The sequence below is a fragment of the Acidobacteriota bacterium genome (genome assembly GCA_009861545.1).
Lineage (GTDB): Bacteria > Acidobacteriota > Vicinamibacteria > Vicinamibacterales > UBA8438 > WTFV01.
Map to the genome: position 1 here is coordinate 12,855 of VXME01000094.1, position 20,894 is coordinate 33,748.

Below are 20,894 nucleotides of genomic sequence, written 5' to 3' on the forward strand. Positions count from 1 at the left end.
ACTGATCGACAGCCCCTGGAGAAGCGGCTTGACCAATGCAAGGAATTTCCTTACCGTGTGAGACGCCATGATCGTCAGCAAGCTCACCACCAAGGCGCAGACCACGATCCCCAGGGCGGTACGGATCGCGCTCGGACTCGACCCCGGCGACGAGCTCATCTACGAGATCGACGGCGCAAGGGTCGTGCTGACGAAGGCCCGGCCCGGAGCCGTAGCCGACGATCCGTTCCGCACGTTCCGCGAGTGGGGTACCAAAGCGGACGCCGAGGCGTATGCCGACCTTTGAGCAGGGTGACGTCATCAAGGTTCCGTTCCCGTACACCGACCGAGCCACGCGACAGTCGCGACCGGCGCTTGTGGTGTCGACGGACACTCTCGAGACCGCGCACGGTTTACTCTGGGTTGCGATGATCACCAGCGCAGCCAACCGCGGTTGGCCCGGAGACGTAGCGGTCAAGGATCTCGCTCAGGCCGGGCTACCCGCTCCTTCGGTCATCCGCACCGCCAAGATCGCCACCATCGAGTCGTCTGACGCGCGCCGGCTCGGCCGCATTGCGGCCGCTCAGCGCCGGCAGGTCATCCGCCGGGTGGTCCGCATGCTCGGCGTCCGATGATCTGGCTGAGGCCGCCGATCGGCCTGCGGACCGTGCCGCTCCGGAGGAGCGTCACCCAAGGCAGGCCCTCGCCGAGGTTCCGCACGAGGGGCCACGCAGCGATCCCGGTGCCCGCAACAAGGCCGGTGACGACGATTGCCGCCTCGAGCATCGGCCCGTGATACGCGCGCGCTCAACCGGCCTGCGGCAGCGCGCGCGGCGGGACCGGCGACACGTCGATGACCTCGCGGCGCGCCGGGCGGGCGAGCCACCAGACGACGGCGGCGGGCAGGACGAGCGCCCAGCCCCGGATCAGGCCGACGTGCGGGTTGAAGCCGTAGTGATGGGCGAGCTCGCCGACCAGCACGCCCAGCACCGCCTGCGCCAGGACCACGCCGCCGAGCCCGAGCAGGGCGCGCCGCCACGATCGACCGCCGCCGGCCACCGCGATCCAGAGCGCGGTGAACAGGCCGACCTGGAAGGCGGGCAGGATGGCCCAAGCGCCCTGGTCGTCGGCGAAGGCGTGGGCCGCGCGGCCGCCGAGGGCCTGCCGGCCCGCCGCGGCGCCGCCCGCCATCGCGCCGAGCACCGGCGCCGCGACGAACGCGGCCACCGCGCCCAGTGCGATCGCCACACCCGCGCGCGCCGCGCCGCGCCGCGCCGCGCGCGCCGTCACGAACGCCGCCGCGGCGACCAGCAGGACGGCGACCAGCGTCTGCGAGAAGGCGTGGATGGCCGTCACGTACGATCCCACGACCGCGGCCGGAACAGCCAGCACCAGCAGGCGCGAGACGCCGAGGGCGAAGAAGACGGCCGGCGTCGCCAGAAGCATGGCCGTCCGGCGCTTCCAGCCCAGGGGCGCGGCGAGGGCGCCGGCCAGATAGAGCGGGATGAGCGGGGTGAAGATGCACTCCTGCGTGACGACGAAGGCCCCATGCCGGGTGAAGATGAGCGCCTCGTGCACGTTCGCCCTCGTGCCCGCCGCGCTCAGGATGGTACCGCCGGCCATGGCGATCCACCCGGCGATCACGTCGACGGCCGGGCTCTCGTAGAAGAACGGGGCGGTGGCGAAGTAGGCCACCACGAGCAGGGCCGCCAGCAGCAGGAACCGCCGCGCCGCGGGGCCGAGGACCGCGTCGCCGGGCAGCGCGCCGGCCGCCGCCCCGCCGCCGGGGCCGCCGTCCGCGGCAGTCCCCTGCCGGCCCATCCAGGCGTAGACGAACCCGGCCGCCGCGAGAATCAGGACGCCGGGCCAGATGTAGACGTGCAGCAGATCGAGCAGCGCCCGGTCCTCGGCCACCAGCGACAGATTGCCGAGCCGGACGACGTTCAGGGCGGTGATGACGGTCAGGCCGACCACGGCCCCGCGCAGCCGCGCCCCCCAGGTGGCGGGATACGCGAGGATCGCTCCGGCGCACAGCGCCATCGGGTCGCCGCCGCTGCAGCTCGCGTCGGCATAGACGAGGTTCGACGGCGCGCCGGTGAGCTGGTCGGCCACCCCCTGCTGAAGCTGCGCGAACGGCGTCAGAAGCGTCCGCTCCACCCACGGCAACCGCATCAGGCCGAACAGACCGACGAACCAGGCGCCGGTCACGAGCGTGAACCGGAGCATGCCGTCCGACGCCGGCCCGGCCGGCGCGGGGACGGCCGGCTTCCCGGCGGTCGAGGGCTCGAGCTCCGCCCCCGGCGCTGGTGTCTTCTCTGCGTCCATCAGGCCGCTCCTTCCCCGGCGGGCGGTTCCACCGCCCGCGCGCCGGCCGCCTCGTCCGTGGCGGGCCGCACCGCGACCGTCGCCAGCAGGTATCCATGCCGCCGCAGCCACGGCCAGCGGCGCGACGCCAAGTCGAACGGTGCGCACAAGGCGCCCGTCAACCGGCCGAGCGGCCGGAGCCACGTGTGGCAGGCGAGGTCGAGCATCCGCAACCAGCCCGGTATGAACAGGATACCGGTCTCGGCGGTCACCGTAAAGCCGGCCCGCTCCAGCATCCGGCGGAAGACGGGCCGCGCGTACGACTTCTCGAAGCCGTAGTCGTAGAGGCCCAGGTGGTAGAGCGCCGCCACCAGCGCCGGGCGCAGGAACGGGTCGCGGCGGTTCGGAACGCCGATCACGGCCCGGCCGCCCGGGCGCAGCACGCGGAAGATCTCGCGCAACGCGCCGTCGGTGTCGTCGAAGTGCTCTACGGTCCCCATCGAGTAGATCGCGTCGAAGCTGCCGGAGCGGAACGGCAGCTTCCGGACGTCGCCGCGCACGCCGCCCAGCGCGAGCCCGGCCGCGGCGAAGCCGGCGCGGGCGTCGGCGACGATGGCGCCCGAGATGTCCACGCCGAACGCGTGCGCCCCGCGCCCGGCGGCCCAGCGCAGGATGCGGGTGTTCCGCGCCTCGTCCCAGAGATCGGTCTTCAGCACCCGGCTGCCAGCCAGGTCGGGAAGGTGCGTGCGCAGCAGCCACTCCTCGTCCGCGCGGTACTGCGCGGTGGAGCGTGCGCCGCCCAGATCCGGGAAGTTGTTGCCGACGTCGGCCCAGAAGCCGCGGTAGCGCGCCTCGCTGTCGGCGTCGCCCGCTGCTATCGGCGCCCTACGCACCGGCCGTCCGCGACGCGGAGGATCCGCCGGCGATCGCCAGCTCGCGCCAATCGGACGACCCGGGCGCAAAGCAGAGCGTGTCGAGCGCGTCGCGCAGCCGCTCGGCCTTTCCGGCGTTCGAGGCGCGGTAGTCGCAGACGTGGAGATCGAGAGTGGCCCGGTCCTGCTCCGGCCAGAGGTGCATCACCAAGTGGGACTCGGCCAGCACCCAGACCAGCGTGGCGCCGCCGCCGGGAAAGGGGACGGACTGCTCGGCAACCACGTTCAGCCCGGCCGCCCGCACCTGTGCGGCAACCGCGGCCAACATGCCCGTCGCCGCGTCTCCGGCCGCCCGCAGGTCGTCGGAGCGGGTTCCGCCCCCGACAAAATGATGTGCAATCAAGGGTAGTCGTTCCGGGATACCGGGCCGCCCGTCATCGACCAGCCCATGCGCGAGCAGAAGATAGCACAAGTCGCGCGCCAACACCAAAGCCGCCCACGGCGGGCGGGGGCGCGCCGATCACGAGTCGCCATGGGACATTCGCAACGGCCTCGAACCATGTTTCGGTCGATCCGGACGGGAACATTACGGTTGGCCGGTCAGGGCGCGGGCTCCGCGGGCGGCGGGTCGACCAGCACGCGATACAGGCGCACGCCGAGATCACGCCGGTCCGGCGACGAACCGAAGGCTTCCGGCCGGAACGTCGTCGACTCGATCTCCAGCTCGATCGGGCCCGGGCCGCCGGTCTCCGGCAGGTCCATCCGGACCGCCTGCGGGGTCCCCGCCAGCGTCCACCGCCCGAGCACCCGCTCTCCGACCGACACGGTGATCTCGGCCGGCGCCACGCCGGGCGGGCGGGGGCCCGCAGCGACGAGCGTGACGGCGCTCGCCGCCGGCAGCCTGAGGGACGCGCGCGGACCGGTCCAGCGGAACGTCCGGCGGGTCGGACCCCGCTCGGGCTCGGACGCATGGAAGCCCCGCAGGTCGTACAGGAGGTCGACGGCGGGCGTCCCGACGTCGACATCCAGCCGCTCGCCGTCCGCCGTCCCCGTGACCTGGAAAAACCGCAGCAGGATCGGCGTGCGCACGACCGCCTGCGGGACCCGGGCGCGTGTGACTTCCAGGGTGCGGAGGTCGATCTGCGTCCGGCCGATCGCGGCCAACGCCAGGTCCGGCGCGAAGAACGAGAAATCGTCCCGCCCGACGACGAAGAACACCGCCCGCCCGCCCGCAAGCCAGTCCCCGATGACGCGCCGCAGGACCCGGCCGTCGGGACCGGGCCCCTGGACGAGGATGGTGTCCACGTCATGGAGGTAGGCCAGCGACGTCGGGATGTGCGTGCCGGCCAGATCCGGACTCATCAGCACGACCGCCCGCTCGGGGAATAGCCGCGCCACCGGCGCGAGGGAATCGTCCCACAGCGGCTGGCCGATCAGCGCGAGGCTCGGGCGCGCGACCAGCCCCACGAGGAGCGCGCCGGCGGCCAGGGTCAGCCCCACCCGGTACCGGGGGGCGGGCACGCGGGCCAGCAGGCCGACCGCGGCCAGCGCGGCGAAGAGCATCGTGAGGGGAAGGACGACCGGCACGAACCGCCGCATCGACCCGATCTGCACGCCCGTCTCCAGCGGGTCGTACAGATACTGCAGGCCGACGACGCCGAGCAGCAGGCCGGCAAAGACCAGCCCCGCCGGGGCGGCGCGCCGGACGAGTCCCAACCCCGCGAGTCCCGACACCGCCAGCCCCAGCCCCGCGAGGCCGAGCACCGGCCAGGAGAAGTACCACCCCAACCAGGAGATCGTCTCGTCGAGCCGGCCCGTGGTGGCCGTCACGTAGGCGGCGCCGTAGACGACGAGCCCGCCCGCCGCGGCCAGTCCCCACAGACGCCGGACCCACCGCTCCTCCGGCCGGCGGAGCCCGACGACGCCGGCAGCGACCAGCACCCCCGTGGCCAGGGCCACGCCTGCCTGCAGCAGGAAGGATTCCCGCAGCAGGCCGAGCACCTCGGACGTCCGCATCAGGTACGCCACGTACGGCCTGTAGTGCGAGTCGAAGGTAAGGTAATGCACGAGGTTGTGCGCCATCAGCAGGCCGAACGTCCCCAGCAGGGGCAGAAGCAGGGGCGGGTCGTCCGGCCGCGCGCGTCCGAGGAGCCGCACCGCGGCGACGGCCAGCAGGAAGACGCTCAGCAGGACGACGAGATCGACCTTGGCGAAACAGGCCAGGCCCAGGAACCAGCCCGCGGCGCACGCCCACCGCGGGGCGCCGCGCGCGGTCGCCACCAGCCACGCGAGCACCCCGGCCACCACGAAACACTGCGCGACCGTCTCCGGCAGCGGGACCTTCGCGAACCAGATCTGCGGCATCGAGACCGCCGTCAGCGCGGCCGCGAGCCAGGCGGCGGGCACGCCGCCCAGCCGCCGCGCCACGCACCACAGGCCGATCAGGCTCAGGGTCGCGAAGAGGGGCGCCACGACCAACGCCCCCTGCGGCGAGACCAGCGTATGGCCCAGGGCCGTCAGGACCGGAAACAGCGGGGAGAAGCCCGTGGTCACCGTCGGATCGGCAATGTCCGGGATCAGGAAGCCGCCCGGGAAGCGCGAGTACGGCCGCCCGTCCAGGGCCACGCGCACCGTCCACACCACGTCGCCGGGCACCCGATTCAGGAACAGCGCGCCGCGGCTGTCGGCCGGCAGCCGGCGTACCAGCGGGTCCTCGAACTCGAGCGCGCCGTGACGAGCAATCTGCCGGCTGAAGTTCAGATAGACGGTAGCGTCGCCGGCGGCCATCTCGGTGTGGTACGGCGGAAGGAACAGCGCGGCGCATACCAGGATCCCGGCCGCCGCGGCCAGCGCAGGACGCCATCCGCCGCCGGACGCGGGGGGCGCGGGCGGAGCCGCGCGGAGGGAGCCCCACAGGCCGAACCCGATCACCGCGACCGCGAGCATGAACGCCAGCAGGCCCAGCCGGAGCAGGCCGAGCTCGGCGAGCAACAGCGCCGACCACGCCACGATGCTCACGCCCAGCATCGCGCGGAGGAACCAGCGCTCCACGCGCGACGCGTACCCGCGGTCTTCGGTGTCGGGCCTTTCCGGCTGCGCCGCGGTCATGGCGCTCAGGACCTGTCCGTCGCAAGCCGCTCGAGGTCCGCGTCGACCATCATCCGGACCAGTCCCTCGAAGTCGACGCTCGGCCGCCAGTCCAGCTCGGCCGCCGCCTTCGCCGGATCGCCGATCAGATGGTCCACCTCGGCCGGCCGCAGCAGCGCCGGATCCGTCCGCACGTGCGCGCGCCAGTCGAGGCCGGCGTGGGCGAACGCAATCTCGACCAGCTCGCGCACGGAACGGCTGGCCCCGGTGGCGATCACGTAGTCGTCGGCCGCCTCCTGCTGCAGCATCAGCCACATGGCCCGCACGTAGTCGCCCGCGAAGCCCCAGTCGCGCCGCGCGTCCAGGTTGCCGAGCGACAGCGCGTCGCAGAGGCCCGCCTTGATCCGGGCCACACCGTCGGTGACCTTGCGGGTCACGAACTCCAGGCCGCGGCGCGGCGACTCGTGGTTGAAGAGAATGCCGGAGACCGCGAACAGGTCGTAGCTCTCGCGGTAGTTCACGGTGATGTAGTGGGCGAAGACCTTCGAGACGCCGTAGGGGCTGCGCGGATAGAAGGGCGTCAGCTCCGTCTGCGGCGTCTCGCGCACCTTGCCGAACATCTCGCTCGACGACGCCTGGTAGACGCGGATCGACGTGTCGACCTGCCGGATCGCCTCCAGGACCCGCGTGACGCCCTGCGCGTTGTACTCGCCGGTCAGCAGCGGCTGGTCCCACGACGCCGGCACGAACGACATGGCGGCCAGGTTGTAGATCTCGTGCGGCCGGACCTCGTCGACGAGCCGGATGAGCGACAATTGATCGAGCAGGTCGGCCGGCCGCAGCGTGATGCGGTCCTGCAGATGGGCGATGCGCCAGTGGTTGGGCGTGCTGAGCCGGCGGGTAACGCCGACCACCTCGTAGCCCTGCTCCAGCAGCAGCTCCGCCAGGTACGAACCGTCCTGCCCGGTGATTCCCGTGATGATGGCGCGTTTCGACACGTGTTCTATGCCCCAGCGAGGCCGCGCCAGCCCCTATTGGGACGAGACCTCGGTGGCCTGTCGCCTCGACCTGTCACCGGCTACCGGCATGCTGCAGCCGGCGGAAGCGCGTGGATCGCGACGAGGAGGTCGGCTGGCGTCCGCTTCGGCCCACCGGACTCGCCCCGTGGTCCGTGAAGCTTCATCGCCATGATTTGCCCGATTCTACCACGCGCCGCCATGCAGATCAGGACCGGAGCCGCAAAGCCGTGCCCCCCTTGACCCGGCTTTCCTGGTGATGGTAGGCTCCCCGCCATGCGGCGGCTGCGGTTCTGCTGGCTCACGGATCGGTCCCGTCCGGTTTCAAGCTGCGGGGGGCTAAAGCTCGGCCTTGCACCGACCGACAATTGCTGGTAGGGTTGCCGATGTTTTCGCGGATCGATGCTCACAGCCGCTTGAGGGGCGGTTCGGCTCCCCTGGAAGCGGAAAAGCTCGCATGGTGCGAGCGCCGGGCTCCTGCGGAGTCCGTGAATCGGGACCCGCAGGGTCCACCGTCTCTACGACGGGGAGTTGGAGGACACAGATGAGGAGCAAACGGCGATCAATCGTCGTCACTGGCGTGATGCTGTCGGCGCTGGTGTTCGGCTCGACGGCAGCTTCGGCGCAGACGGCGCCCCCCGGGGCCAGCGCCGTCGAAGTATCCGCCCTTGGTTACGATCAGCTCTTGGTGAGTTGGACGTCGGCCGCCAACAACACGGACCCTCCGGCGAGCGGCCAGGTTATCCGTGCCAGCTACCAGGTTGGCTACCTCAAGCACGCCTCCGCCACCGCGTTCGGGGCGGGCTCGCCCATGACGATGACGGTCAACGCCGCGCAGTCGCAAGCTGTACTCACGGGCTTGGACGCCGGCTCGAGGTACGTGGTCGCGGTACGCGCCATTGCCGGCGCCGCGAATGCCGACGTGACGGACAAGGCGAACCAACCTTGGCAGTATCCCACCGCCGCCCCCGTGTCGACGTCGGCGGCGCCCATGCCCGAGACGATTCTCGAGCGCGACATCATGGTCACCGAGGGTGATATGGAGTTGGACGTCGAGTGGGATGCGCCCAGGCCGGACTCGACCTCACGCACCTCCACCCTCACGATCACCGAGTACGAGGTTTCGTTCGGCGAGAAGGCGGACGGTTCCGACAGCAAGGTGTGGCCCGCTACGATCACCTCGCCCGTCGTGAACCTCGACCGGTTGAAGAACGACACCAAGTACTACATCGCCATCCGGTCGAAGAACAGCGCCGGTGGGTGGAGCATGTACGACTGGTCGGAAGCCGCGGAAGGCACGCCGATGGCTCCTGCGGAGCCGGAGCTCACCGCCCCCATGAACGTCATGGCGGATGCTGGCGATGGGATGATCGATGTTTCCTGGGATGCCGTTGAGGGTGCTGACTCCTACAAGGTGTCGTGGATGATGGCCGGTGGCAGTGCCACCTCCTCCGACACGGCGATGGGGACGTCCTACACCATCGAAAACCTGATGAACGGAACGGAGTACTCCGTACAGGTCAGTGCCATGAAGGGCGACATGGAAGGCCCGATGTCGACGGCTATGATGGCCACGCCCATGGCAGACCCGCTTGACGCCCCCATGAACGTCATGGTGGAGGCTGGCGATGGGATGATCATGGTTTCCTGGGACGCCGTAGATCGCGCTGACGACTACAAGGTGTCCTGGACTGCCGGCGGTGTCACCGCCAGCGCCATGACGATGGGGGCTACGTCCTACACCATCGAGAACCTGATGAACGGCACGGAGTACTCCGTGCAGGTCAGCGGCATGATGGGCGACATGGAAGGCCCGATGTCGACGGCTATGACGGCCACGCCCATGCCGGTGGAGCCGGTGCCTGCGTTGCCGCTGTTCGGCATGCTGGCCCTGGGTGCGGGTCTGGTGGCGGCCGGTCGCCGTCGCCTGCACGCGCAGCGGCTGCTGAAGAACTAGCCGCGCCTGAAGTTCGTCGGATTGCGTCCTCATGGAGCCGGAGCAGGTTCGCCTGCTCCGGCTTTTCTTTTGGACGCCGCCGCGCGCGTTCGCCGGCCGCCGCGAGCTTGCGGTTCGACAGGGCGCAAAAGCGCGGGCGCGGGGCGCGCAGGTTCAGCTCGTCGAGGGTAACGCCGCGGATTGTGGGCTCCACGCCCAGCTCCCCCGCCAGCGCCGTCGCCACCTCGAACCAGGTGGCGTGACCCGACCCGACGCAGTGGTACAGCCCGTGCGCCGGCGCCGCCCGCAGCAACGCCGCCGTGGCCGCACGTAGGCCCGCGCCTCCTGCGCGAACGGCCACCGCCGCGCGCACCCGGGCTTCGTCGGTGATGTCGAGATCCGCACGGGTCAGCGGCACGACGTCGTGCTCGGCCGCCGAGCACGCGCGCCACCACTTGGCCGAGCTGGCCGCCCGCGCCGGTGACCAGCGCCTTCACCGCGCGTTCATGTTCTCCCGCCAGCCGGCGGGCCGGCGGGCGGCTCGTCCGGCGCGTCGGGGACGACGCCCGGCGCCGGCGGCGTAGGTTGCCTCATGCGGCTCGCCTGCCGGTGATCGACCCTCACCGCGCGCGTTCCTTCACCATCGCGCGGGCCTCGCGATCACCCTTGAATGAACAGCCCCCGTATTCAAGGATAATTGCTATCCTTGAATGACCGGCATGGCCAGTCTGGACAAGCGACTGTGGGAAGGCGACAACGCCGGGTTGACCCGGCGTGACCGGCGATCCTGCGCCTACGCGGTCTACTTTCCCGATCGGTTGACGGATCGGCGGTTCGTCCTCGACGGCGACGTCGCCGCCGACGTCGCCGATGCCGAGGCTGCGCTCGTGAAGCTCGACGCGTCCGCGGCCGCACTCGCGGGGACCGAGGCCCTCGCACGCCTGCTGCTCCGCGCCGAGTCGGTCGCCTCCTCTCGTATCGAAGGCCTCGAAGTGGGAGGCCGCCGGTTGCTCCGTGCCGATGCCGCGCGACAGCTCGGCGAAGATCCCCGTGACGTAACGGCGACGGAGGTGCTCGGAAACATCGACGCCATGACCTGGGGATTGGATGCCGTCGCGCCCGACGGCTCCATCGCCTTGGACACCATCCTGGAAGCCCACGGCCGCCTCCTCGCGGGAACCCGCCAGGCGGAGCACGCAGCCCGAATCCGTACCGTGCAGAACTGGATCGGCGGCAGCAGCTACAACCCCTGCTCGGCCGACTTCGTGCCGCCGCCCCCGGAAGCCGTGGCCGGCCTGCTGGACGATCTGCTCGCCTTCTGCAACGACGGCTCGCTCCCGGCGCTGATGCAGGCGGCGATCGCGCACGCACAGTTCGAGACGATCCATCCTTTCGTCGACGGCAACGGCCGCACGGGACGAGTCCTGATCCACCTGGTCCTGCGCCGGCGCGGGCTCGGACTGCGCGTCCTGCCGCCTGTTTCCCTCATCCTCGCGACCTGGTCGCGGGACTACGTCGACGGCCTGATGGGTACGCGCCATGTCGGCCCTCCGAACTCTGCCGAGGCACATGCCGGGATCAACCGCTGGATAGCACTGTTCGCCGGGGCGTGCCGGCGGGCGGTGCAGGACGCCAGCCGCTTCGAGGAGCAGGTGCGCACTCTGCAATCGTCCTGGATCGAGCGGGCCGGCCATCCGCGCCGCGATTCGGCAGCGCGCCTGCTCATCGAGAAGCTGCCCGCCGCGCCCATGCTCACCACGTCGACCGCGGCCACGCTGATCGGCCGATCGTTTCAGGCCGCGAGCCAGGCCATGGACCGGCTCGTGCGAACCGGCGTGCTCCGGCAGGTCGGCGTCGGCCGGCGCCATCGCGCTTTCGAGGCCTCCGAGTTGATCGAGGCGTTCACGGCCCTGGAGCGACAACTCGCGAGCCCCGGAGGCGACACGCGCGCGTCCGCTCCAGCCCGTCATGTCCCCCATCCACGGGACGGATCCAGGGTTTGGCGGCCTGCCAAGTGATTGCACTTGACGACCGGCCACGGCCTTGGTAGCTTCGCAGGACGGCGCACGGCATGAGCACGGACACCAAGTGGATCGTCGGAACGGGCGTAGCGATCATCCTCGCGGCCGTGGTCGGGGCATGCACCGGTCTGGTGTCTGCCGTAGGCGTGCTGGTAGTCAACGGCAAGGTGGACCGGCTCACCGGACGCGTGGACGAACTGAGCCGCGCCTTCAACAGTCACGTGAACGCCAGCCACTGATCCCTTGCAGGCGTGCGAGGTCCTTGCCGTGGTCGTCGAGCTATTGCGCCCAGTCGGTGTCAGCGCCGGCGAAGAGCTCGCGCGTGGCGCGCCACCGCGTCCCGCCAGTGGGGCATCTCGACGCCGGCCGCCGCGAGCTTGCGGTTCGACAGGGCGCAGAACCGGGGGCGCGGCGCGCGCAGGTTCAGCTCGTCCAGGGTGACGCCGCGGATAGTGGGCTCCACGCCCAGCTCCCCCGCCAGCGCCGTCGCCACCTCGAACCAGGTGGCGTGACCCGACCCGACGCAGTGGTAGAGCCCGGGCGCCGGCGTCGCCCGCAGCAGCGCCGCCGTGGCCGCGGCGACGTCGTCGACGTGGCTCGGCGACACGACCCGGTCGACGAAGGCCCGGACCTCGCGCCCCGCGAGCAGCGCGTCGGCCATGCGAGCGAGGCTGCCGCCGGCTCGGCGTCCATCGGCGCTCGGTCCGTCCACGGCGCCGAACAGGCTCTCGACGCGCAGCACGTAGGCCCGCGCCTGCTGCGCGAACCAGTCCCCCAGCAGCTTGGACGCGGCGTAGACGCTCTGCGGATTGGGCGCGTCGTCCTCGCGGTACGGCTCCGACGCGGTCCCGTCGAAGACGAAGTCGGTGCCGTAGTGGACCAGCGTGGCGTCGGTCGCCGCCGCCGCGCGCGCCAGCGCCCGGACGCCGAACGCGTTGACCGCCAGCGCCGCAACCGCGTCGTCCTCCGCGTCGTCGACGGCGTTGTAGGCGGCGCAGTTGACGATGACGCCGGGACGCGCATCGGCCACCGCCGCGCGCACCCGGACCTCGTCGGTGATGTCGAGCTCCCCGCGGGTCAGCGGCACGACCTCGTGCTCGGCCGCGAGCACGCGCGCCACCACCCGGCCGAGCAACCCGCCGGCACCGGTGACCAGCGCCTTCACCGCGCGTTCATGTCCTCCCGCCGGCCGGCGGGCCCGCGGGCGGCTCGTCCGGCGCGTCGGGGACGACGCCCGGCGCCGCCGGGAGCGTGCCCGGAGAGCCCACGGTGAAACGGTGCGGTTCGTACGTCCGCTCCACGATCCCTTGCAGGCGGGCGAGGTCCTTGCCGTGGTCGTCGAGCTTCTCCTCGAGCCGCCGGCGGTCGTCCCGGGCGTCCGCGAAACCGGCCTGCACCTCGACGAACCGGCGGTCTACCTCGGCGAACCGGCGATCGATATCGGTCCTGACTTCGGTGAACCGGCGATCGATATCGGTCCTGACTTCGGTGAACCGGTGATCGATATCGGTCCTGACTTCGGCGAACCGGCGATCGACCTCGGCGAACCGGCGATCGAGACGCAGGTAGAAGAAACGAAGCACGGCCACCAGGATTCCGAGCGAGGTCAACTGGAGCGTCACCAGGCCGGCGACGGTTCCCACGAGTACGGCTGGATCGATAGTCGTCATGCCGCAACCTGAAGCAAGGCGCGTGCCGGCGATTCTACCGGATTCTCCCGTTCCAACCCTCACCGCGCGCGTTCCTTGACCATCGCGCGGGTCTCGCGATCGATCTGGCGGCGCTTGATGGTCTCGCGCTTGTCGTACGACTTCTTGCCCTTGGCGACGCCCACCGTCACCTTCACCAGCCCCCGGCTGAAGTACATCCGGACCGGCACCAGCGTGAAGCCGCGCTCGACCATCTTGCCGATGAGCTTGCGGATCTCCCGCTTGTTCAGCAGCAGCTTGCGCCGCCGCAGCGGCTCGTGCGCGGCGTAGCCGCGGTGGCTGTAGGGGCTGACGTGCAGGTTGTGCAGGAACACCTCGCCGCCCTCGACCTTGCCGTAGCTGTCCTTCAGGTTGACGCGCCCCTCGCGGATCGCCTTCACCTCGGTGCCCAGCAGGACGATGCCCGCCTCGTAGGTGTCGAAGACGTGGTAGTCGTGCCGCGCCTTGCGGTTGTCGGCGATCAGTTGGGTGCCCCCGGCGGCGTCGGCGCGGGTCGGCGCTGGCATGGAAGGGCCCGTCAGCCACTCACCGCCGCCGCGGGGCGCACGGCGGCGAGCCGCGCCGCCAGCCGCACGGCGGCGATCATCGCCGCCGGATCGGCCACACCCTTGCCGGCGATGTCGAAGCCGGTCCCGTGATCCACCGACGTCCGCACGATCGGCAGGCCCAGGGTGACGTTGACGGCCCGGCCGAAGGCCAGCAGCTTGATCGGCAGCAGGCCCTGGTCGTGGTAGCAGGCGATCACCGCGTCGAACTCGCCGTCGGCGGCGCGGCGGAACACGACGTCGGCCGGCACGGGGTCGCTGACGTCGATGCCCCGCGCGCGGCAGCGCTCGACCACCGGCGCGAACACCTCCTGCTCTTCGTTGCCGAGGAGGCCGCCCTCGCCGGCGTGCGGATTCAGGCCGGCCAGGGCCAGCCGGGGCCGCGCCACCCCGAAGCGGGGCAGCTCGGCGTGCGCGAGGGCGATGGTCGTCTCGAGGCGTTCGCGCGTCAGCAGCCCCGGCACGTGGGCGAGCGGCACGTGCACGGTGGCCAGCACCACCGACAGGCGCCCGGCGTGGAACATCATCCGGACGTCGCCGGCGCCGGTCAGCTCGGCCAGCAGCTCGGTGTGCCCGCGCCAGCGCAGCCCCGCCAGCGCCCACGCCTGCTTGTGGATGGGGCCCGTGACGATGGCGTCGACGCGATCCGCCAGCGCGTCCCGCACGGCGCGCGTGACCGCCTGGTAGGCCGCCCGCCCGGCCGCCGCCGACACCACGCCCGGCCGGCAGGCGCCCGCGCCGGGCGTCGCATAGAGGACCGGCTCGCACACCGCCCGCACGCCGGGGTCGCGGGCGGCCCGCTCGGCCACCTCCGGGCCGATGCCGGCCGGGTCGCCGGCGGTGATGCCGATGCGGGGAAGCGCCATGGAGAAGGACCGCCCGGCCCTCACGCCGAGCCGCAGTTCCCGCAGCCGCCGGAGCCGCAGCCGCCGCCCGAGCCGGCGCCGCACGAGCCGGTGCGGCTGCACGAGCCCTCGTGGGCGCAGCCGGCGAACTGCTCGCCCGCCGCGTTGGGCAGCTCGTAGCGCAGGCAGCACTTCAGCCGCCCGCACAGGCCCGACAGCCGCGACGGGCTCAGGCTGAGGTTCTGGCGCTTGGCCATCTTGATGGAGATGGGCTCGAAGCCGCGCAGCCACGTCGTGCAGCAGAGCGGGCGGCCGCACGAGCCGTACCCGCCCAGCAGCTTCGCCTCGTCCCGCGCGCCGATCTGCCGCATCTCGATCCGGCAGTGGAACTCGGTCGCCAGGTCGCGGACCAGCTCGCGGAAGTCGACCCGTCCGTCGGCCGTGAAGTAGAAGACGAGATAGGCGCGGTCGAGTTGCTGCTCGGCCCGGATCAGCTTCATCGGCAGGCGGTGCTCGTTGATCTTCAGCGCGCAGATGCGATGCGCGTCCCGCTCGCGCCGCCGGTGCTCGGCGCGCGCCGCGACGTCCCGCGGCGTCGCCCGCCGGACCACCCGGTCGGCCGACTTCGGCGGCGGCGCCACCCGCTCGGCCGTCTGCGGAATGGTCGGGGCGACGGTGGCGTACGCGCGCTGGTCGCCGCGGGCGACCACCAGCTCGTCGCCCGGCTTGAGCGGCGGCTCGAACTCGACCCCTTCGAGCAGGAAGCGCCGGACACGGCCCACCGGGTCGAACTTGACGCTGACGAAGGACGTCGCGGGAGTGCTCATGCTCCAGTCCAGTCTACGCCATTCCCGGCGCGAACCGGCCGGCGGCCGACAGCTTTCCGGCTCCCGGCGCCGCGGCCACCGCCGTGCGCATCCGCGCTTCCTCGTCCGCTATACTGCAAAAACGACAACCGGGAGCCGGTGAGCCGGCCATCCACGAACCGGAGAGGCACCGACGTGGCCACCACGCAACCCGTCGTCAAGCTCACCTACGAGGACTACCGCACCACGCCCGACGACGAGCGCTACGAGCTGCTGGACGGAGATCTGGTCATGGTTGCGGCCCCGAACCTGAAGCACCAAACGGTGCTCCTCCGACTGACTCAAGGACTGGGTCAGTTCATCGACGAACACAAGCTGGGCAAGCTCTTCTTCTCGCCGTGCGATGTGGTCCTCTCCGACGCCGACGTCGTCCAGCCGGACCTGCTTTTCGTTTCCCGGGAACGCGAGCACCTGCTGAGCACCGGCGAGAACGTGCAGGGCGCGCCCGACCTCGTGGTCGAGATACTCTCCCCGGCCACCGCCGACCGTGACCGCGGCTACAAGCGGAAGCTCTACGGCAGGCACGGCGTGAGGGAGTACTGGCTGGTCGACCCGACGGTCGAGGCCGTCTCGGTCCATCGACAACGCGGGAGCACGCTGACCCACGCCCGCACCTTCGGCCGGGACCAGACGCTCCGCTCGTCACTGTTCCCCGGCCTCGAGATCGACCTCGACGACATCTTCGCGTCTTGACGCGCCTCGGCCACCGCCGTGCGCACCCGCGCTCTCGTCGTCCGCTATACTGCAAAAAATGCGGCGTTGACGGGCCGATGGACCCGCAACGGCCGCAGCGGTTGCCGCCGCACCCCGTCCAGCAGCGGGGCGAATCGCCGGCACGCACCTTGCTTCAGGTCGCGGGCATGATGACTGTCGATCCAGCCGTACTCGGAGGCGCCTTCGTCGGCCTGGTGACGCTCCAGTTGGCTTGGTTGGGGATCCTCGTGGCGGTGATCTGCTCCTACTATCGTCGCCTCGACCGCCGCCTGCAGGGGATCGTGGAGCGGACGTACGAACCGCACCGCTTCACCGTGGGCATGCCGGACAAGCCTCTGCCGGCGCCGCCCGCCGCCCCCGCCGCGCCGGGCGCGCCGCCCGCCGACCCGACGGCAGTCGGGAGCCGGTGAGCCGGCCAACCGCGATCGCACGGCGCATGAACGTCACCGTCGTCATCCCGACCTACAACGAGCGCGACAACCTCCCGGTGCTGATCCCGGACGTGCTCGGACAGGGCGACTACCGCGTGCTCGTGGTCGACGACGACTCTCCCGACGGCACCGGCGCGGTGGCCGACGCCCTCGCCCGCGCGCATCCGGGGCGGGTGGACGTGCTGCACCGCCGCGGGCGCCGGGGCCTCGGCCGGTCCTATGTCGAGGCGTTCCGGCGCGTGCTGGCGGGCGACGCCGACCTGGTCTGCCAGATGGACGCCGACCTGTCGCACGCGCCCTCGTACCTGCCCGCGCTGGTCGCGGCGGCCGAGACGTTCGACGTGGTCATCGGCTCGCGCTACCTGCACGGGGTCAGCGTCGTGAACTGGCCGCTCCACCGCATCGCGCTCAGCGCGGCGGCCAACCGCTACGTGCGGGCCGTCACGGGCGCGCCGGTCGCCGACTGCACGAGCGGCTTCCGCTGCTGGCGCCGGGACGCCCTCGGCCGCATTCCCCTCGACCGGCTGGTCTCCAACGGGTACGCGTTCCTCATCGAGACCCTGCACGAAGCGCTGCGCCGCGGCGCGCGCGTCGGCGAGGTCCCCATCGTATTCGTCGAGCGCCGGCACGGCCACTCGAAGGTCTCGCGGCAAGTGCTCGCCGAGTCGCTGATCATGCCCTGGCGGGTCCGATTCCGCCCGCACGTGCGATGAGCGACCCGACGATAGACGTCGCCGTCGTCGGCGGCGGGGTGGTCGGCCTGGCCGCCGCGTGCGCGGTGGCGGCCCGCGGTCACGCCACGTGCGTGATCGAACGGCTGCCCCGCCCCGGCCAGGAGGCGAGCACCCACAACAGCGGCGTCGTCCACGCCGGCATCTACTACCCGCCCGATTCCCTGAAGGCCGCCCTCTGCGTCGAGGGACGCGATCGCCTGTACGCCTTCTGCGACGAACACGGCGTGCCGTGCGCGCGGTGCGGCAAGCTGATCGTCGCCGCGGGAGCGGACGAGATCGGGGCGCTCGACGCGCTGGCGGCGCGCGGACACGCCAACGGGGTGACGGACCTCGAGGTCGTCGACCGGGCCTTCGTCCGCCGGCGCGAGCCGCACGTCGAGGCGGCGGCGGCCATCTGGTCGCCGTCGAGCGGCATCGTCGAGGCGGAGGCCTACGTGCGCGCCCTGGCGCGGGTGGCCGCCGCGCGCGACGTGGCGCTGCTGCCCGGCGCCGGCGTCGACGGCGGCGCCGCCCGTCCCGACGGCCTGACCGTCCGGACGGCCCGCGAGACGATCCTCGCCCGCGTCGTGGTCAACGCGGCGGGCCTGTACGCCGACGACGTCTCGGCCGCGCTCGGCGGCGAGACCTTCACGATCCACCCGGTCCGGGGCGACTACGCCGAGCTGGCGCCCGCCGCGCGGCATCTGGTGAACGGCCCGGTCTATCCCCTGCCGGACCCGAGCGGTCACGGCCTCGGGGTGCACCTGACCCGGACCACGTGGGGCAGCGTGACCCTGGGCCCGACCGCCCGCTACCAGGCGCGCAAGGACGACTACGAGTCGGACCGCGAGCCGCTGGCCAGGTTCCACGCGGCGGCCCGCCGGCTGCTGCCCGCGCTCCGGCTGGATCAGCTCCGCCCCGGCGGCAGCGGCATCCGGGCGCGCGGCGCCCCCGCCGAGCGGACCTTCTCGGACTTCCTGATCCGCCGCGACCGGCGGCAACCCCGGCTCGTGCAGGCCGCGGGCATCGACTCGCCCGGCCTGACCGCGTCGCTCGCCATCGCCGAACGCGTGGCGGACCTGGTCGACGAGACGCTGCGGTAGCGGCGGGACGCCCGCGCGAGTCAATCGCTCACAGCCGGCACGCGACCCAGTCGGCCACCACCTTCGGACTGACGTTGCGCTCCACCGCGTCGAGCGCTTCGTCGACCGCGGCGAACGCCCGCGGGCCGCGCGCACCGCCCCAGGCACCGGCCAGCTCGCGGAGCGCGCCGTCGAGGTCGGCGTTGGCCAGCGGCACGGCGTCGCCGGACGCGACGGCCGAGACGTCGCGCAGCAGCGAGGCCAGCATCCGCAGCCGCGCGCGCAGCTCTTGCCGGTCCGCGGCCGGCGCGCGCTTCGAGCCCCTGCCCGCGGCGAAGTCCTTGGCGCCGGCCAGGCGCGCCCGCGCGTCGCGCGCCGCCGACACCGACCGCAACAGCCCGATGGCCGCCTCGCGGGTCCCCTCGCGGCCGCTCGACGCCAACTGCAGGGCGCGGCCGGCGCTGCCGCCGGCCCCCGCGGCGGCGGAACGGGCGGCCGGCTCGTCGATCCCGGACCGCCGCAGCAGAATGCCGACGACCTCGTCGCTGCCCAGATGCCCGACCCGCAGGCGGGGGCAGCGCGAGCGGACCGTGTCCAGCAGCATGTCGGGCCGCGCCGTCACCAGCACGAACTGCGCCCGCGGCGGCGGCTCCTCCAGCGTCTTCAACAGCGCGTTCTGGGCCGCCGGAACCAGCAGATCGGCATCGTCCACGACGATCACCCGCCGGCGCCCCTCGAACGGGCGGTAGCCCACCTGCTCGACCGCCGCCCGTACCTGGTCCACGGTGATCGAGCCGCCGTCGCCGGGCGTGAGAACCACGACGTCCGGGTAGATGCCGTCCGCGATGCGCCGGCACGCCGAGCAGCTTCCGCAGGCGTCGAACGCGAGGCCGGATGCGTCGCGCCGGGGGGCGTCGCAGTTGAGCGCCTGCGCGATCGCGTCGGCCACCAGCCGCTTGCCGACCCCGCCTGGGCCGGTCAGCAGCACGCTGGGCGGCAGCGAGTCGCGCGCGACCGCCTGCGCGATGCGCGAGATCACCGCCCGATGGCCGACGACTTCACGGAATGGCATCGCCCTCCTATTGCGTGCCGGGCTGCGCAAAGACCCGCACCAGCCACGTGATCAGGCCACCCGCCCCGCCCGCGATGCCGCCACCGGTCAACACCCAGACCTTCAACTTCTGGATGTCCTCCTTCGTAGCCATATGCGCCAGCGTGCTTTCGATGCTGGCGAGCCGTTCCTCGTTCGTACGCATCCCGCACCCCACCGCGCCGCGGCGCACGTCACCTCGGCATTCGATCCGGCGCCAAGTGGATCCACGATACCACGGTTTCCAACGACATCCGCTTTCTCCGCGCGGCGCGCGTCAGGCTCGCGCGTCCGGGCGCCGCAGGACCCAGCTCGCCGCGTCCATCAGCGTGTCGACGACGGCGTCGGCCCGGAGGCCCGCCGGCGGCGCCTGCTCCTGGCTCCGGCCGTAGCCGGTCCTGACCAGGACGCCGCGCGCGCCGGCAGCGTGCGCCAGGGCCACGTCGCTCCACTTGTCGCCGACGACGTAGGAGCGCTCCAGGTCGAGGTCGAGATCGCGGACCGCGCGGTGGACGAGCCCCGGCAGCGGCTTGCGGCAGTCGCACTGCCGGCGGTACGCCGCGACCGGCGCGTGCGGCTCGTGGGGGCACTGGTAGTGCCCGTCCAGACGCTCGCCGATGGCCTCCAGGCGCCGGTCGATGACCCGCCGGACCTCGTCGACGAACGCCTCGCGCACGAAGCCGCGCGCCACCCCGCCCTGGTTGGTCACCACCACGACGGCGTACCCGGCGCGGCGCAGCAGGCGCACCGCGTCGAGGCTCCACGGAAACAGCCGCAGGCGCTCCAGGCGGTCGAGGTAGCCGACGTCCTCGTTCAGCGTCCCGTCCCGATCGAGGAAAATCGCGGGTCTCATCGAATCACGCTGCATCCCTGTTGCAAAATCGCCGCGCAACCGACAATGCTATGCGAATGAAAGACACACTCTTCGTCGCGACGGTCGCCGCGCTCGTCCTCCTCGTGATCGAACGGCCGGTCGAGGCCTACCTGGACCCGGGCAGCGGCAGCATGCTGCTGCAGGTCCTTCTCGGCGGCTTCGCGGCGGTCGGCGTGGCGACGAAGCTGTACTGGCATCGCCTTGTGGAGCGCTTCGGGCGGAAGACAGACGCGCGCGACAGGCACCAGCGGTGACGTCGAGCGGCTCTCCACGCTTCGAACCCGGATCCTTCCGCGATCCCGACACCAGGGTATTCCACCACGAGGGCGCGGTGTTCCGCGCCCTCACCGAACCCGCCCTCGCCGACTGGCGGCGGCTGGCGGACACCCGCTTCTACCGTCGAATGAGTGGGGAGGGCCGCCTCGTCGGCACGCGGGAGGTGACCGGCCGGGAAGATCTCCCCGCGTTGGCCCCGGCGTGGGCGGGGGTGCTGGAACATGCCCGCGTTCCGGTCGTGTCGTACCCGTACGAGTGGTCCTTCGGCATGCTGCGGGACGCGGCCCTCCTGCAGCTCGACCTCACGCTAGCGGCGCTCGACGAGGAGATGACGCTGAAGGACGCCACCCCGTTCAACGTCCAGTGGCACGGCGTCCGCCCGACGTTCATCGACGTCGGCTCGTTCACCGCCTACGAGCCCGGCGACCCGTGGACCGGATACCGCCAGTTCTGCGAGACCTTTCTGTATCCGCTCTTTCTCCAGGCCTACCGCAACGCGCCGTTCCATCCGTGGCTGCGCGGGCGCCTGGACGG

Annotated in this window: 24 protein-coding genes; 11 read left to right on the top strand and 13 right to left on the bottom strand. The window is 71.9% G+C overall.

All coding sequences use genetic code 11. The features are described from left to right. Nucleotides 1-67 precede the first annotated feature (67 nt). Both F4X11_15445 and F4X11_15450 read left to right on the top strand, forming a co-directional pair. Nucleotides 68-286: an AbrB/MazE/SpoVT family DNA-binding domain-containing protein gene (locus F4X11_15445; GenBank protein MYN66403.1), complete on the top strand. Its 219-nt coding sequence runs from the start codon at nt 68-70 to the stop codon at nt 284-286. Further along, on the top strand, nt 273-614 hold the full coding sequence (locus F4X11_15450) for a type II toxin-antitoxin system PemK/MazF family toxin (protein ID MYN66404.1): 342 nt from the start codon (nt 273-275) through the stop codon (nt 612-614). The genes F4X11_15445 and F4X11_15450 overlap by 14 nt, the downstream gene beginning before the upstream one ends. A 172-nt stretch (nt 615-786) precedes the next feature. Here the strand turns inward: F4X11_15450 and F4X11_15455 are convergent, their stop codons facing one another. The 5 genes from F4X11_15455 to gmd form a co-directional block, all read right to left on the bottom strand. Continuing rightward, a complete protein-coding gene (locus F4X11_15455) occupies nt 787-2,304 on the bottom strand; it encodes a hypothetical protein (GenBank protein ID MYN66405.1) in 1,518 nt (505 codons plus the stop codon). Then, complete coding sequence (locus F4X11_15460; GenBank protein ID MYN66406.1) at nt 2,304-3,323, bottom strand: methyltransferase domain-containing protein; 1,020 nt, start codon at nt 3,321-3,323, stop codon at nt 2,304-2,306. Before F4X11_15460 ends, F4X11_15455 begins: the two co-directional genes overlap by 1 nt. Then, nucleotides 3,169-3,558 (bottom strand): S-adenosylmethionine decarboxylase proenzyme, encoded by a 390-nt coding sequence (locus tag F4X11_15465; GenBank protein MYN66407.1) that lies wholly within the window; start codon nt 3,556-3,558, stop codon nt 3,169-3,171. The genes F4X11_15460 and F4X11_15465 overlap by 155 nt, the downstream gene beginning before the upstream one ends. Nucleotides 3,559-3,755: 197 nt before the next feature. After that, on the bottom strand, nt 3,756-6,263 hold the full coding sequence (locus tag F4X11_15470; protein MYN66408.1) for a hypothetical protein: 2,508 nt from the start codon (nt 6,261-6,263) through the stop codon (nt 3,756-3,758). Between the two features lie 5 nt (nt 6,264-6,268). Beyond that, entirely contained in the window at nt 6,269-7,240 is a 972-nt protein-coding gene (gene gmd, locus F4X11_15475; protein MYN66409.1) for a GDP-mannose 4,6-dehydratase, read from the bottom strand. A 475-nt stretch (nt 7,241-7,715) separates the two neighbouring features. Here gmd and F4X11_15480 point away from each other — a divergent pair, with 475 nt between their 5' ends. Beyond that, nucleotides 7,716-9,215, top strand: coding sequence for a fibronectin type III domain-containing protein (locus F4X11_15480; GenBank protein MYN66410.1), 1,500 nt, complete (start codon nt 7,716-7,718; stop codon nt 9,213-9,215). Here F4X11_15480 and F4X11_15485 read toward each other — a convergent pair. Continuing rightward, nucleotides 9,085-9,612 carry a sugar nucleotide-binding protein gene (locus F4X11_15485; protein ID MYN66411.1) on the bottom strand — a complete coding sequence of 176 codons (528 nt, stop codon included), beginning with the start codon at nt 9,610-9,612 and terminating at the stop codon, nt 9,085-9,087. The two genes, F4X11_15480 and F4X11_15485, sit on opposite strands and share 131 nt — an antisense overlap. Before the next feature lie 301 nt (nt 9,613-9,913). Here F4X11_15485 and F4X11_15490 point away from each other — a divergent pair, with 301 nt between their 5' ends. Together F4X11_15490 and F4X11_15495 are read left to right on the top strand one after the other, a co-directional pair. Continuing rightward, a complete protein-coding gene (locus F4X11_15490) occupies nt 9,914-11,212 on the top strand; it encodes a Fic family protein (GenBank protein ID MYN66412.1) in 1,299 nt (432 codons plus the stop codon). A 53-nt stretch (nt 11,213-11,265) separates the two neighbouring features. Then, on the top strand, nt 11,266-11,454 hold the full coding sequence (locus F4X11_15495) for a hypothetical protein (protein MYN66413.1): 189 nt from the start codon (nt 11,266-11,268) through the stop codon (nt 11,452-11,454). Nucleotides 11,455-11,513: 59 nt separating this feature from the next. Here F4X11_15495 and rfbD read toward each other — a convergent pair whose 3' ends face one another. Genes rfbD through F4X11_15520 form a run of 5 tightly spaced genes read right to left on the bottom strand, consistent with a single transcriptional unit; the run spans nt 11,514 to nt 15,141 of the window. Continuing rightward, nucleotides 11,514-12,380, bottom strand: coding sequence for a dTDP-4-dehydrorhamnose reductase (gene rfbD / locus F4X11_15500; GenBank protein MYN66414.1), 867 nt, complete (start codon nt 12,378-12,380; stop codon nt 11,514-11,516). A gap of 7 nt (nt 12,381-12,387) precedes the next feature. Further along, nucleotides 12,388-12,885, bottom strand: a complete 498-nt coding sequence (locus F4X11_15505; protein ID MYN66415.1) for a hypothetical protein — start codon at nt 12,883-12,885, stop codon at nt 12,388-12,390. A 59-nt stretch (nt 12,886-12,944) separates the two neighbouring features. Continuing rightward, nucleotides 12,945-13,430 (bottom strand): SsrA-binding protein SmpB, encoded by a 486-nt coding sequence (smpB, locus tag F4X11_15510; GenBank protein ID MYN66416.1) that lies wholly within the window; start codon nt 13,428-13,430, stop codon nt 12,945-12,947. Between the two features lie 11 nt (nt 13,431-13,441). Continuing rightward, nucleotides 13,442-14,335 (bottom strand): 4-hydroxythreonine-4-phosphate dehydrogenase PdxA, encoded by an 894-nt coding sequence (gene pdxA / locus F4X11_15515; protein MYN66417.1) that lies wholly within the window; start codon nt 14,333-14,335, stop codon nt 13,442-13,444. A gap of 20 nt (nt 14,336-14,355) precedes the next feature. Next, nucleotides 14,356-15,141 (bottom strand): hypothetical protein, encoded by a 786-nt coding sequence (locus F4X11_15520; GenBank protein ID MYN66418.1) that lies wholly within the window; start codon nt 15,139-15,141, stop codon nt 14,356-14,358. On the opposite strand from F4X11_15520, the gene F4X11_15525 reads away from it, so the two are divergent. The 4 genes from F4X11_15525 (at nt 14,854) to F4X11_15540 (ending at nt 18,141) form a co-directional block, all read left to right on the top strand. After that, complete coding sequence (locus F4X11_15525; GenBank protein MYN66419.1) at nt 14,854-15,873, top strand: Uma2 family endonuclease; 1,020 nt, start codon at nt 14,854-14,856, stop codon at nt 15,871-15,873. The genes F4X11_15520 and F4X11_15525 overlap by 288 nt on opposite strands. 167 nt (nt 15,874-16,040) lie before the next feature. Continuing rightward, nucleotides 16,041-16,304, top strand: a complete 264-nt coding sequence (locus tag F4X11_15530; protein ID MYN66420.1) for a hypothetical protein — start codon at nt 16,041-16,043, stop codon at nt 16,302-16,304. 26 nt (nt 16,305-16,330) lie between these two features. Continuing rightward, a complete protein-coding gene (locus F4X11_15535; GenBank protein ID MYN66421.1) occupies nt 16,331-17,038 on the top strand; it encodes a polyprenol monophosphomannose synthase in 708 nt (235 codons plus the stop codon). Further along, entirely contained in the window at nt 17,035-18,141 is a 1,107-nt protein-coding gene (locus F4X11_15540; GenBank protein MYN66422.1) for an NAD(P)/FAD-dependent oxidoreductase, read from the top strand. Before F4X11_15535 ends, F4X11_15540 begins: the two co-directional genes overlap by 4 nt. Before the next feature lie 28 nt (nt 18,142-18,169). Here F4X11_15540 and F4X11_15545 read toward each other — a convergent pair whose 3' ends face one another. Beyond that, on the bottom strand, nt 18,170-19,192 hold the full coding sequence (locus F4X11_15545; GenBank protein MYN66423.1) for an AAA family ATPase: 1,023 nt from the start codon (nt 19,190-19,192) through the stop codon (nt 18,170-18,172). A gap of 295 nt (nt 19,193-19,487) precedes the next feature. Continuing rightward, nucleotides 19,488-20,078 (bottom strand): HAD family hydrolase, encoded by a 591-nt coding sequence (locus F4X11_15550; GenBank protein ID MYN66424.1) that lies wholly within the window; start codon nt 20,076-20,078, stop codon nt 19,488-19,490. Nucleotides 20,079-20,119: 41 nt separating this feature from the next. Here F4X11_15550 and F4X11_15555 point away from each other — a divergent pair, with 41 nt between their 5' ends. Then, nucleotides 20,120-20,338 (top strand): hypothetical protein, encoded by a 219-nt coding sequence (locus tag F4X11_15555; protein MYN66425.1) that lies wholly within the window; start codon nt 20,120-20,122, stop codon nt 20,336-20,338. A gap of 77 nt (nt 20,339-20,415) precedes the next feature. Continuing rightward, nucleotides 20,416-20,894, top strand: a 479-nt coding sequence (locus tag F4X11_15560; protein ID MYN66426.1) for a methyltransferase, incomplete at its 3' end; no start/stop codon positions are given.

What these genes read in the sequence shown, in the direction of transcription:
- F4X11_15470 (MYN66408.1), bottom strand. Translation starts at nt 6,263, where the DNA reads ATGACCGCGGCGCAGCCGGAAAGGCCCGACACCGAAGACCGCGGGTAC.
- F4X11_15550 (MYN66424.1), bottom strand. Translation starts at nt 20,078, where the DNA reads ATGCAGCGTGATTCGATGAGACCCGCGATTTTCCTCGATCGGGACGGG.
- F4X11_15505 (MYN66415.1), bottom strand. Translation starts at nt 12,885, where the DNA reads ATGACGACTATCGATCCAGCCGTACTCGTGGGAACCGTCGCCGGCCTG.
- F4X11_15545 (MYN66423.1), bottom strand. Translation starts at nt 19,192, where the DNA reads ATGCCATTCCGTGAAGTCGTCGGCCATCGGGCGGTGATCTCGCGCATC.
- F4X11_15495 (MYN66413.1), top strand. Translation starts at nt 11,266, where the DNA reads ATGAGCACGGACACCAAGTGGATCGTCGGAACGGGCGTAGCGATCATC.
- F4X11_15490 (MYN66412.1), top strand. Translation starts at nt 9,914, where the DNA reads ATGGCCAGTCTGGACAAGCGACTGTGGGAAGGCGACAACGCCGGGTTG.
- F4X11_15450 (MYN66404.1), top strand. Translation starts at nt 273, where the DNA reads ATGCCGACCTTTGAGCAGGGTGACGTCATCAAGGTTCCGTTCCCGTAC.
- F4X11_15530 (MYN66420.1), top strand. Translation starts at nt 16,041, where the DNA reads ATGATGACTGTCGATCCAGCCGTACTCGGAGGCGCCTTCGTCGGCCTG.
- F4X11_15455 (MYN66405.1), bottom strand. Translation starts at nt 2,304, where the DNA reads ATGGACGCAGAGAAGACACCAGCGCCGGGGGCGGAGCTCGAGCCCTCG.
- F4X11_15555 (MYN66425.1), top strand. Translation starts at nt 20,120, where the DNA reads ATGAAAGACACACTCTTCGTCGCGACGGTCGCCGCGCTCGTCCTCCTC.
- F4X11_15480 (MYN66410.1), top strand. Translation starts at nt 7,716, where the DNA reads ATGGTGCGAGCGCCGGGCTCCTGCGGAGTCCGTGAATCGGGACCCGCA.
- smpB (MYN66416.1), bottom strand. Translation starts at nt 13,430, where the DNA reads ATGCCAGCGCCGACCCGCGCCGACGCCGCCGGGGGCACCCAACTGATC.
- pdxA (MYN66417.1), bottom strand. Translation starts at nt 14,335, where the DNA reads ATGGCGCTTCCCCGCATCGGCATCACCGCCGGCGACCCGGCCGGCATC.
- F4X11_15540 (MYN66422.1), top strand. Translation starts at nt 17,035, where the DNA reads ATGAGCGACCCGACGATAGACGTCGCCGTCGTCGGCGGCGGGGTGGTC.
- F4X11_15520 (MYN66418.1), bottom strand. Translation starts at nt 15,141, where the DNA reads ATGAGCACTCCCGCGACGTCCTTCGTCAGCGTCAAGTTCGACCCGGTG.
- F4X11_15535 (MYN66421.1), top strand. Translation starts at nt 16,331, where the DNA reads ATGAACGTCACCGTCGTCATCCCGACCTACAACGAGCGCGACAACCTC.
- F4X11_15445 (MYN66403.1), top strand. Translation starts at nt 68, where the DNA reads ATGATCGTCAGCAAGCTCACCACCAAGGCGCAGACCACGATCCCCAGG.
- F4X11_15525 (MYN66419.1), top strand. Translation starts at nt 14,854, where the DNA reads ATGCGCGTCCCGCTCGCGCCGCCGGTGCTCGGCGCGCGCCGCGACGTC.